Annotated in this window: 10 protein-coding genes; 5 read left to right on the forward strand and 5 right to left on the reverse strand. The window is 72.1% G+C overall.

Annotated elements, in window-relative coordinates; genetic code table 11:
• From VFE05_07765 to VFE05_07785, 5 genes are all read left to right on the forward strand, one after another.
• Window positions 1–425, forward strand: a 425-nt coding sequence (locus VFE05_07765) for a hypothetical protein (protein HET6229948.1), incomplete at its 5' end; no start/stop codon positions are given.
• Window positions 422–1,411, forward strand: coding sequence for a VWA domain-containing protein (locus VFE05_07770; protein HET6229949.1), 990 nt, complete (start codon window positions 422–424; stop codon window positions 1,409–1,411). The genes VFE05_07765 and VFE05_07770, both read left to right, overlap by 4 nt.
• Window positions 1,408–2,598 carry a VWA domain-containing protein gene (locus VFE05_07775; GenBank protein HET6229950.1) on the forward strand — a complete coding sequence of 397 codons (1,191 nt, stop codon included), beginning with the start codon at window positions 1,408–1,410 and terminating at the stop codon, window positions 2,596–2,598. The genes VFE05_07770 and VFE05_07775 overlap by 4 nt, the downstream gene beginning before the upstream one ends.
• Entirely contained in the window at window positions 2,595–3,302 is a 708-nt protein-coding gene (locus VFE05_07780) for a tetratricopeptide repeat protein (protein HET6229951.1), read from the forward strand. Before VFE05_07775 ends, VFE05_07780 begins: the two co-directional genes overlap by 4 nt.
• A 162-nt stretch (window positions 3,303–3,464) precedes the next feature.
• On the forward strand, window positions 3,465–4,262 hold the full coding sequence (locus VFE05_07785; GenBank protein ID HET6229952.1) for a hypothetical protein: 798 nt from the start codon (window positions 3,465–3,467) through the stop codon (window positions 4,260–4,262).
• A gap of 288 nt (window positions 4,263–4,550) precedes the next feature.
• On the opposite strand, the gene VFE05_07790 is transcribed toward VFE05_07785, so the two are convergent.
• The 5 genes from VFE05_07790 to VFE05_07810 form a co-directional block, all read right to left on the reverse strand.
• On the reverse strand, window positions 4,551–7,313 hold the full coding sequence (locus VFE05_07790) for a hypothetical protein (protein ID HET6229953.1): 2,763 nt from the start codon (window positions 7,311–7,313) through the stop codon (window positions 4,551–4,553).
• A gap of 110 nt (window positions 7,314–7,423) precedes the next feature.
• Window positions 7,424–8,539 carry an endonuclease NucS domain-containing protein gene (locus VFE05_07795; protein ID HET6229954.1) on the reverse strand — a complete coding sequence of 372 codons (1,116 nt, stop codon included), beginning with the start codon at window positions 8,537–8,539 and terminating at the stop codon, window positions 7,424–7,426.
• Between the two features lie 250 nt (window positions 8,540–8,789).
• Window positions 8,790–9,758: a lysylphosphatidylglycerol synthase transmembrane domain-containing protein gene (locus VFE05_07800; protein ID HET6229955.1), complete on the reverse strand. Its 969-nt coding sequence runs from the start codon at window positions 9,756–9,758 to the stop codon at window positions 8,790–8,792.
• Window positions 9,755–10,456 carry a polysaccharide deacetylase family protein gene (locus tag VFE05_07805; protein ID HET6229956.1) on the reverse strand — a complete coding sequence of 234 codons (702 nt, stop codon included), beginning with the start codon at window positions 10,454–10,456 and terminating at the stop codon, window positions 9,755–9,757. The genes VFE05_07800 and VFE05_07805 overlap by 4 nt, the downstream gene beginning before the upstream one ends.
• On the reverse strand, window positions 10,453–10,928 hold a 476-nt coding region (locus VFE05_07810), incomplete at its 5' end, for a glycosyltransferase family 4 protein (GenBank protein HET6229957.1). The genes VFE05_07810 and VFE05_07805, both read right to left, overlap by 4 nt.

Here is a 10,928-nt window from a genome sequence, read left to right on the forward strand (position 1 = left end):
CGACGACGGAGACGGACGCGCGCGCGGCGGCGCTGGCCGCGCTGGACCGGGCGCGCACGTCGGGCTTCGCCGAGCGGGGCGACTGGAAGGGCTTCTACACAGCCGTGTCCGAGGCGCTGCGCGGGTTCGCCGCGTCGCTGCGGCCGGACGATTGGGGCGCGGACCTCACGACGGCGGAGCTGGTGGAGAAGATGACGGAAGACGGCGCCGCGCCCGACGACGTGCGGACGCTGCACGGCGTGCTCTCCACCGCCGACCTGGCGAAGTTCGCCCGCCACCCGGTGACGCCGTCGCAGGCCACGGCCGACCTCGACGCCGCGCGGGCGTGGGTGCAGGGCTTCCATCCGCCCGTTCCTCCGCCATCGGCCGACGCAAATGCGGATGCTGATGCGGACGCGCGCGAGACGGCGGAGGTGGCGCAGTGAACGTGGAGCTTGCGCGGCCGTGGGCGCTCGCCCTGCTGCTGCTCGTCCCCGTCTGGCTCCTGCTCGCGCGGCGCGGGGACGGGCGCGGGCTCACGTTCGCGCGGGGCGCGGGCGTCGCCGGCCTGCGCAGGCGCGGGCGCGTGTGGCTGGGCGCGCTTCCGAACGCGCTGCGGGTGCTCGCGATCATCGCGCTGGTGATCGCGCTCGCGGGCCCGCGCACGGGCGAGACGGCGGTGGAGACGAGGTCCGAGGGCATCGCCATCATGCTCGCCATCGACATCTCGTCGTCCATGCTGTCGCAGGACTTCCGGCCCGCGAACCGGCTGGAGGTGGCGCGCCGCACGGTCAGCGACTTCGTGCGCGGGCGCCCGAACGACCGCATCGGCCTAGTCGCCTTCGCGGGCGAGGCGCTCACGCAGGTGCCCACGACCGTGGACTATCCCATCCTCCAGCGCTTCATCTCCGACCTGCGCGTGGGGCAGCTACAGGACGGGACGGCCATCGGGATGGGGCTGGCGACGGCGGTCAACCGGCTGCGGCGCGCGCCGGGGAAGAGCAAGGTCATCATCCTGATGAGCGACGGCGAAAACACCGACGGCACCGTGGATCCGCGCGACGCGGCAAAGGCGGCGGCGGCGTACGGCATCCGCGTCTACACCGTGGGCGTGGGCTCGGTGGGCAGCGCGATCACGCCCGTGGGTTACCTGCCCGGCGGCCGCGTGCGGTACGCGTACGTGCCGGTGCGCATCGACGAGCCGCTGATGCGCGACATCGCCCGCACCACCGGCGGCCGCTACTTCCGCGCGACCGACGCGGGCAAGCTGCGGCAGATCTACAGCGAGATCGACCGGCTAGTGAAGACGCCCGTCGATGTGAAACGCTATCTCCGCTTTCGCGAGCACTACCTGCCGTTCGTGCTCGCTGCCGCGGCGCTGCTCGTGGCGGAATGGCTGCTGCGCGGCTCGCGGTGGGGACGGGTGCCGTGAACTTCCCGATCTCGTTCTCGCGCCCGCTACTCCTCGCGCTCGCCGCCGCGCTGCCGCTGCTCGCGCTGCTGGCGATGGCGCTCTACGCCCGCCGCCGCCGCCGCGCCGCGGACGCAATCGGGGACGCGGACTTGGTGGTCCGCCTCACGGGCGAGGACCTGCGGCGTTTCCCCCGCCGCCGCGCGGCGCTGGTCGTGCTCGCCGCGGCCCTGCTGGGCTTCGCATCCGCCGGCCCGCGCTGGGGCAAGGGTACGGAGACGGAGGAGGGCGCGGCCGACGTGGTGCTCGTGCTGGACGCATCCAACTCCATGCTCGTGCGCGACGTGCAGCCCAACCGGCTGGAGCGCGAGCGGCATGTCGCCCGCGCGGTCCTGCGCGGAGTCGCGGGGCAGCGCGTGGGCCTCGTCGCCTTCGCCGGGCAGGGCTACATCCTCTCCCCCCTCACGTCGGACGTGAGCGCGCTGGAGCTGTACCTGGACGACCTCTCGCCAGAGATCGTGACGCAGAGCGGCACGTCGCTCTCCAGCGCGATTCTGCACGCGGCGCGGCTGCTGCGCGCGGGCGCCGAGCAGGGCGCGGCGGGGGCGGTGGTGGTCGTCTCGGACGGCGAGGCGCTGGAGGAGCGAGACGCGGTGATGGCGGCGGCACGCATCGCGGCGAGGATGGGCGTGGCGGTGCACACCGTGGGCGTCGGTACGGCTAACGGCGGCCCGGTGCCGGACGTGGACCTCATCTCCGGCCGCACGCTGGGGATGAAGCACGAGCCGGACGGCAGCGTCGCCATCTCCCGTCTCGACGACCGCCTGCTGCGCGAGGTGGCGTCCACCACGCACGGCCTCTATCTCACGGCACCTGCCGCGGGCGCCCCGCCGCAGCTCATCGCCGCGCTCCAGCATGCGCGCGGTAACGGCTCCGCGCGTTCGGGAGATGCGGACGCGCCCGGCGCGCCGGCAGACCGCTACTGGTGGTTCGTCGCCGCCGCCCTCGTCCTTCTCGCGCTCGATTCGATCCTGGAGATACGCGGCGGACGGCGCGGCAACGTTCGGGAGATGCGGTCCGAGCCGAGCGCCGCCCCGCCGCGCGCCCGCCGCATCCTCCGCCCCTCCGACGCGACGAACACGGGTATCGCGGACCGCGCGTCAGACCGCGCGGTCACCGCCGCCGCCGGCCACGGAGGTGCATCGTGAGCGGGCGCTGGGCTGCGTTCCTGGCCTTCCTCGGCCTCACGGGCGCGGGCGGCGTCGCGGCCGGCAACCGCCTCTACCGCGCCGGCGACTTCGTCCACGCCGAGGCGGAGTATCGCAAAGCGGCGGCGGAGGATACGGCGTCGGTCGTCGCGCGCTACGACCTGGGCACCGCGTTGGTGCGCCTGGCACGGTACGACGACGCGCGCACCGTCCTCGCCGCCGCGGCGGACGGCAAGCGGGGAGACGCGGAACTGCACCTGCGGGCCGCATACAACGCCGGCAACACCGACCTGGAGCCCTTCTTCCGCGACAGCGTGCTCGCCGGCCGCGACAGCATTCCCGAAGCGGAGCGCGAGCCCCGGCTGCGGCGCGCCATCCAGCGCTACAAGCAGGCGCTGCGCCTCGCCCCGGCCGACCTGGATGCCAAGTGGAACCTGGAGCTCGCCCAGCGCCTGCTCCAGCAGAAGGGCGGCGGCGGAGGGGGCGGCGGTGGCGGCGGCGGGGGAGGGCAGGGCGGCGACGATCAGGCCCCATCCGGCCAGGGCCCCACTCCCGCGCCCGGCGGCGAGGGCGGCGACTCGCCCAGCGTGAGCCACGAGGCCGCCGACCAGATCCTCGCGGGTGCCGAGCAGGCGGAGCGCCGCCTGGAGCGCGTGAAGCTGCGGAAGGGCCCCGCCGGCGCCCGCTCCGGCCGCGACTGGTGATCGCCGCATCCACGGATCACGCATGGGAGATCGCCAGTTTTTTCGGTGTACCGTGCGCTTTCGCAGCGAGCGGCGCGTTGACCTCCCCTTGCCCCGCTACGGCCGCCGGGGGTAAACTGGGGTTCGCTCCACCCCATCTCCCACCGACGAATCGCCCCCCGATTGCCCAGCATCTTCGGTCCGGCAGCACCGCGCAAGCTCTTTCTCCACATCGGTATCCTCGTCTTCTCGCTGCTCCCGCCGTCCGGGCGCTTCAAGGCCGCCGCCAGATTGTCCCGTGCTCTCGCGGCCCTGCTGGCTCGCATGGGCCACCGGCCGCAGCCGTACAGTCTGGACAGCCAGCGTGAGTTCACGCTGCTCCGTATGCTGCGACTCCTGAACCGCGAGGGCTTGGACTTCGGCCTGGAACCGCGCGTGGAAGGGCACGACCTCCTGCTCGACGGCGGGTGCCTCGTCCTCACCGGCCACAAGGACATGAACCTGCTGGCGCTGCGTTGGGCGGCGGAGCAGGGGCGTGAGACGCACCTGGTGATGGCGCACCATCCGCCGCAGCCAGGTTTCGTCAAGGGCATCCGCATGCCCAGCGGCGTCATCCTCGCCGACGGGCAGAGCCTGCTGCGCATCCGGCGGGCGGTGGCGCGGGGCGGCCTGGTGGCGCTCGCGGTGGACACGCGCGAGCCTCGCGGCGAGGCGCTGGAGCTGAGGGTGGAGGGCGGCAGCATCTTCATCTCCCGCACCATCATGCAGTTCGCGGAACGCACCGGCATTCGCGTCCTCTTCTGCGCTACCGACCTACAGCCGGACGGGAGCGTCACCCTGCGCATAGCCCAGCCCGCATCTGCCGACGCGGAGGGGATGCACCGCGAGTTCCGCGACTTCCTCGGCCACACGCTCCGCTCCCCGCTCACGTACGACCCCGAGACGCTACTGGAATCCGCCGCCACCGCGCTCCGCGCATGATGCGGGGACGATGAGGTAGATGGAAAGCGAGAGGCCGGGCGCCCGAAGGTGTCCGGCCTCTTTTTTCGTCTCGCGAATCTGGCAGAGCCTTGTCGAAGGAACGATCCAAGCACGGCTCGAGCGGTTTCGCTTCGGGGAGATGCCCCCTCCCCCGGCCCCTCCCCCGCAAGCGGGAGAGGGGAGAACTGCATGTGGGGGCGGGGTTTGCGTTGGTTTAGACGGTGGCCGGGCGGGGGCATCCAACGGCACACCCTACATCTCACGATTCGGCCGCATCTTCCGAGGTGCTTAACGCAGCCGCACGTATGGGGTCTGCGGCCAGTCGGTGACGACGATCTTCTGCTGCATCTTGCGACCGGCGACCTCGAGGGTGACGGTGTACTCGCCGGGGTCCACGCGGCGCAGGTCGCCGTTGTCCGTGGGGTCGCCCAGGCGGCGCGGGCGCGGCTTGTCGCGAGACAGGTCCCACGTCACGCGCTGGATGCCCGCGTAGCCGGGGCCGGTGAGGTGGCGTACGGCGTTGCCCTGCGCATCCGTGACGGTGAGGTCCACCGTGCCGGGCTGGGCATCCTTTAGCCAGTACGTGACCTGTGCGCCGCGCGGCGGGTTGGGCGCCACGAACGGATGGCTGCCGAAGCTGGGGTACGTGTCGACGTAGCGGTACTGGAGCGCGGGCGGCACCGGGAAGAGCTGCGCCTTGGCGCCGACGACCGAATCGGTGAGCGCCTCCAGCGCGGTCACGTTCACCGTCCACATCCCCCGCCCGTGCGTCGCCAGGACGAGGTCGCGCTGGCGGTTCGACATCCCGAACATCATCACCGGAACAGGCGGCAGGTTCTTGCCGAACCGGCGCCAGCCCCGCCCCGCGTCCAGCGTCACGTACGCGCCCGTGGCCGTGCCCACCCACACCAGCGACGGGTTGCGGGAGTCCTCGAACACCGTGAGGCTGCCCCCGTCCGCCGGAAGCCCTCTGCCGATGTCGGTCCAGCTCTGGCCGAAGTCCGTTGTGCGGTACACGTGCGGCGCGTAGTCGTCGCGGTGATGGCAGTCGTACGCCAGGTACGCCGTGCCGTCCGCGTGGTTCGACGGCGCGATGGACGAGACGAAGCACCGCGTGGGCGCCCCGCGCGGGAAGCGGCCGGTCACGTTCGTCCACGTGCGTGCGCCGTCACGCGAGACCCACACCAGGCCGTCGTCGCTGCCGGTCCACATCACGTCCGCGCGCCGCGGGCTCTCCGCGATGGCGAAGAGGGCGTGGTAGGCCGTGCTGCCCGTCTCCGGCTCCGGGCGGGTGCGGTCGGCGCGCGTCATGTCCGGGCCGACGACCTCCCAGTCCTCGCCGCGGTTGCGCATACGGATCAGGTGGTTCGATCCCAACCAGAGCACGCTCGTGTCGTGCTGCGAGAGGACAAGCGGCGCCGTCCATCCCCAGCGGAGCTCGTAACCGCTCAGCGCGCCCGCGTCCAGCGACACGGGCTGAAGGTCGTCGCGCTTGCCGGTGCGCAGGTCCACGCGCGAGACGGTGCCGAACTGGTACTCGGAGTAGACGGTGTACGGGTCGTGCGCGGGGACCTGCACCCACATCCCGTCGCCGCCGTTCACGGGATACCAGTCCGCGTCGGTGATGCCCAGCGTGTCGCGCGTGGCGCTGGGGCCGCACCACACACCGTTGTCCTGCAGCCCGCCGCACACGCGGTAGGGCACCTGCGAGCTGTCCACCGCCACCGTGTAGAACTGGCCGATGGGCATGGGCATGTGCTCCCACGCCTTGCCGTTGTCCCAGCTCACGTACACGCCGCCGTCGTTGCCCAGCACCAGGTGCTGCGGGTCCGCCGGGTCGATCCACAGCGCGTGGTTGTCCACGTGCACGCGGCTCAGCGAGTCCGGCTCGAAGCTGCGGCCGCCGTCCTTGCTCTCCAGCAGGGGCGACGCCGTCATCCACACGTGCTCCTTGTTCGTGGGGTCCACCCACGCGTCGTCGTAGTAGTAGTGCGGGTTCGCGGCCAGGTCGTTCACCTGCCGCCACGTCGCACCCGCGTCGTCGGACCGGAACATCCCCCCGAAGGGCGCCGCCCGCACGTCGCTGACCCCGCGGTCCACGGAGATCATGGCGTACACCGTCCGCGGGTCCTGCGGCGATACGGAGAGGCCGATCCGGCCCATCCGGTCCGTGGGCAGCCCGTTGCGCAGCCGCGGGTCGGTGAGGCGCGTCCACGTGCGCCCGCCGTCGGCCGTCTTCCAGATGCCGCTGCCGGCGCCCACGCCCTCCATGTGCGAGCCGCCCCACCGCAGCCGGTGCCACGACGCCGCGTACAGCACCTCCGGGTTCTGCGGGTCCATCTCCAGGTCCACGAAGCCGGTGGTGTCGTTCACGAACAGCACCTTGCTCCACGTCCGCCCCGCGTCGGTCGTCTTGTAGATGCCGCGGTCCGGGCCGGGGCCCCACAGGTGGCCGAGCGCGGCGACGTAGACGGTGTTCGGGTCGCGCGGGTGGATGACGACGCGGCCGATGGAGCGCGTGTTCGCCAGCCCCGCATGCCGCCACGTCTTCCCGCCGTCGTTCGACACGTGCACGCCGTTGCCCCAGAACTGCGAGCGCAGGCTGTTCTTCTCGCCCGTCCCCACCCACACGGTGTTGCTGTCGGACGCCGCCACCGCCACGTCGCCGATGCTGCTGGTGCCCAGCGAGTCGCCCACCGGTTGCCACGTCGTCCCCGCGTTGCTCGTCTTCCACAGTCCGCCGCCCGCGGTGCCCACGTAGATCGTCTTCCGGTACGTGCGCGGCACGGCGATGGACGTCACGCGGCCCGAGTACGCCGCCGGGCCCAGGTTGCGCAACGTGAAGCCGCGCACCGCCTGGCTGACCGGGTCCGTGGGGAGCTGCACCTGGCGCGCGGCGGCCGTGTCGCGCTGCTGCGCGCCCTGGCGCGACGTCTCGTGCAGTGCGCCCGCGGTGTCGCGCGGGGTGGCGCCGCCCTGCTGCGCGGCCACTGCCGGGGCGAGCGCAAGCATCGCCGCACCCGCGCAGAGGAAGCTTCGGAACGGTGTCATGTGTCGGATGCGATGGGGATTCGGAGGGCGGGGACGGCGTATAATGCCCGGCGGAGGGCCGGTTCACAACCTGTGCGGGGGCTGAGTGGTCAAGCGGAAGGCCTGCGTGGTTAGGCTGGACGGACGTCGTCCGGGTCCGGATCGTGGAGAAGGGAGTCGGGCTCTTCTTCGATCGCGCTCACCGCCTGTTGGGTGCGCCGCTCTTCCCAGCGCCGCCGAACCATCTCCAGCGCGGCGCCGATGCGGTCGCGAACGGACGGCCAGGACGAAGGCTGGAGCATGATCTCCAGCGCGCGCGAGGCGAGCGGGACCCTCGCCCCGCCGGCGTCGATTAGCGCCTGCTCCACGTCTGCGCCGAGGTCCAGCACCCGCTGCGGAAACGCGAGACGGAGCGTGCCGGGCCGCTGCTCGTGCGGCCCCAGCGCGACGATGTACCTCTGCGTGGGCCGGCCTTCTTCCGTCTGATCTGCCACGGCGTACGAGAAGAGCATCTTGTGCGGCCACACGTAAGCATTCCGCAGCGCGTTCTGTACGAAGACCGCAGTTTCCTCCAGGAAGGGGCCAACGCCCCGCTCCCGTGCGTACTCGCTCAGGTAACGGCGGTTGCTCTCCTTCGTACCGCCGACGCGTTCCTGCCGCTCCGACATCGGCTCGCTCTCCACCTGTTTGGCGAGCAGCAGGTCTCCACCGCACCGAAAGCCCTGGAAGGTGAGAAGCTCGATGCGGACGCCGGACCCGGCGAGGAAGTTCACCATTCGCAGAGTGCGTTCGTCGACGCCCAGGCCCACGAGTACCATGCGCGGGCGCTCGCTCAGCGGGCCGGAATCGCCCGGATGTTCCTGCGCGTACCACTCCGCGAAATCTGTGACCCGCGGAATGCCGAATCTGCCGGAGCTTTCTTCGATCCACCGGGCAAGGCGGTCCAAGTCCATCGCGGCGATATTCGACGCATAGTCGACCACCTGGGCCACGGCGTCGCGCGTGAGCACCCCGCGCTTCAGCTCGAACACCACCAGTCTTCCCTCGCCGTCCACGCCCAGCAGGTCCAGGGGGCCGCTCCCGGTCTCCAGCTGCCGGCCCACGAGCGAGAGCCCTTGCTCCAGCAGATCCGGCGAGCCGACGAGAACGTCTTCCAGCAGCCGCTCGGTCTCGCTGCTGTGCACCGGCTCCAGAGGCGCCGTGGAACCGCTGGAGCGTTCCACCTTCCAGATTCGGATTCTGCTCATCGTGCAGGCCGCCGGTCGGACGTGACGAGATGTGACGCATAGGAATCGGTAGCGTAGCGGGCGTGGAGCCGTCCGTCCAGCCCGCTTCGGTTCGCGGCGCGTTTCAGTTTCGGCGGGTAGAGCAAGAAACCTCCACCTGAACGGGCGGAGGTCGTTAGGTGTGGTGCCTTGCTCATCGTCCGGCGCAGATCCTTTAGATGCAGCGGATGTGAGATGCGGACGTGCCAGAAGCCGGGAGATGCGCGGCCTCTCAAATATCCCTGGCACCCTTCGCCTTCCACATCATGCGGGGGGCGAGGGCGGCGCCGAGGAGCGTCACCGGGAGGATTTGTAGCATCTGGAGGAGGAGGGCGACGCTGATGGCGGCTTCGCGCGGGAGGCCGAGACGGACGGCGACCACGGCGTAGATGAGCTGGAAGACGCCTACGCCACCGGGCGTGGTGCGCACCGCGAAGCCAAGGTTCGCCGCGAGCAGCACCGTCACCGTACCGCCGAGCGTGATGGGGAAGTGCAGCGCCATCGCTGCCAAGTGGTACGTCGCGAGCTGCAATCCCCACGCGACGAGCGAGAGCAGCAGCGCCCCCGCCAGCGCACCGGGCGATGCCGCGTGCGTCATGCTCGCCACCGTGCGCACGATGAAGGCGCGGACGCGGAGCGTGAGCCCCGCGTCCGCCGCGAGCTCCGCCGCCTCCGCGGGAGCCTGCCGGCGGGCGACGAGGAGAAGGAGCAGCATCAGCGCGGCGAGGACGCCGATGGCCGGGAGCCGCCAGCGCGCCAGCATCGGCGGCACGTCCACGAAGGCGGCGGCGCCCACCAGGAGCAGGACGAAGCCGATCACGTCGAAGCTGCGTTCCAGCGCGAGACCCGCGAGCACGTCCGCCGCGGGGACGCTCTCCGAGCGGGCGACGAACACGACGCGCGCCGCCTCGCCCGCGTTGGCGGGGAGGACGTTGTTGAGGCCGGAGCCCGCGACCGTCGCCCGCAGCACCACGCCGAGCGACGACACGCCCCCCCGCCGCAGGAAGAGCCACCAGCGCACGCCCTTCGCCAGCAGCGACACGAGGTTCACCGCCGTCGCCGCCAGCAGCAGCGGCACCGACGCGCTCCGCATCGCCCGTCCCACCGCCGGCCAGTCCACGCCGCGCGCGAACACCGCGAGCAGAGCGGCGATGGCGAGCAGGACTCCCCACCGCAGCGCCTTCCCGAGCCTGGGCGTCATCGAACCGGAAGCGTCTCGAACGTGTAGCCGTGATCGACCAGGCCGCGAATGATGTGCGGCAGCGCCTCCGCCGTCTGCATGCGGTCGCCGGCCGGGTCGCGTCCGTCGCCGTCGTGCAGCAGGACGATGGAGCCGGGCCGCACGCCGTCCATCGTCCGCCGCACGATCTCGTCCGCGCCCGGGCGGGCGGAGTCCCACACGCCCAGGCTCCAGCCCACCGTCCGCTGGCCGAGCGAGCGGGCGATGGGCGTCACCCACGGGCTGCGGAAGCCGTGCGGCGCGCGGAAGTGTCGCGGCCGCACCCCCGCGGCGTCCCCGACCGCGCGCGTCCCCATCTCCAGGTCGCGCCGTACGAACGCGGGCGGCTTCCGGTGCAGCTTGAGGTGGTGCCAGCCGTGGTTGCCGATCTGGTGCCCCTCGTCCGCCACACGGCGGACGAGATGCGGCCAGCGCTCCGCGTGCCGGCCGAGGACGAAGAACGTCGCCCGCACGCCTTCTTCCGCCAGCACGTCCAGGATTCGCGGCGTCGCTTCCGGGTTCGGCCCGTCGTCGAAGGTGAGCGCAACGCGACGCCCGCCCCCCGGCAGCCGCCCGAGCGCGGCGCCGAAGAGCGGGCTGTTGCGGTGCAGCGCGCCGTGCACGACGGCGCCCGCCGCGAGAACGCCGCAGCCGAGCGCCAGGGCGGTGCGCGCGCTCACGCGGCGATCGTCAGGCGGCCCAGCACGTCCAGGTAGATGTCGCTCACCGTGTCGGCCACGCGACTCCAGCTGTAGTCCAGCGCCCGCGCGCGGCCGGTGGCCCCCAGCCGCTCGCGCAGCGCCTCGTCGTCCAGCAGCTCCACCAGCGCGTCCGCCAGCGCGCCGTCGTCGCCGCAGGGCACCATGCGCGCCTCGCGGCCGTCCGCCACCACGTCGCGGAAGCCGGGGATGTCGGAGCAGACGACCGGCGTAGCGCACGCCATCGCCTCCAGCAGCGTGATGCCGAACGATGCCTTGGTGGTCGGGCAGGCATAGACGGCGCTGCCGGCGTAGAAGCCCGGCCGCCCCTCCAGCACCGGGCCCACGAAGCGGATGCCGGGGTCGCCCGCCGCAAGCTGCTGGTAGTGCCGGCGCAGGGGTCCGTCGCCCACGATGACGAGCTGCGCCGGCCGGTTCCGCCCCCGCACCTTCC

It is taken from the genome of Longimicrobiaceae bacterium (assembly GCA_035696245.1).
Classification (GTDB): domain Bacteria; phylum Gemmatimonadota; class Gemmatimonadetes; order Longimicrobiales; family Longimicrobiaceae; genus DASRQW01.

What these genes read in the sequence shown, in the direction of transcription:
- VFE05_07795 (HET6229954.1), bottom strand. Translation starts at nt 8,539, where the DNA reads ATGAGCAGAATCCGAATCTGGAAGGTGGAACGCTCCAGCGGTTCCACG.
- VFE05_07790 (HET6229953.1), bottom strand. Translation starts at nt 7,313, where the DNA reads ATGACACCGTTCCGAAGCTTCCTCTGCGCGGGTGCGGCGATGCTTGCG.
- VFE05_07800 (HET6229955.1), bottom strand. Translation starts at nt 9,758, where the DNA reads ATGACGCCCAGGCTCGGGAAGGCGCTGCGGTGGGGAGTCCTGCTCGCC.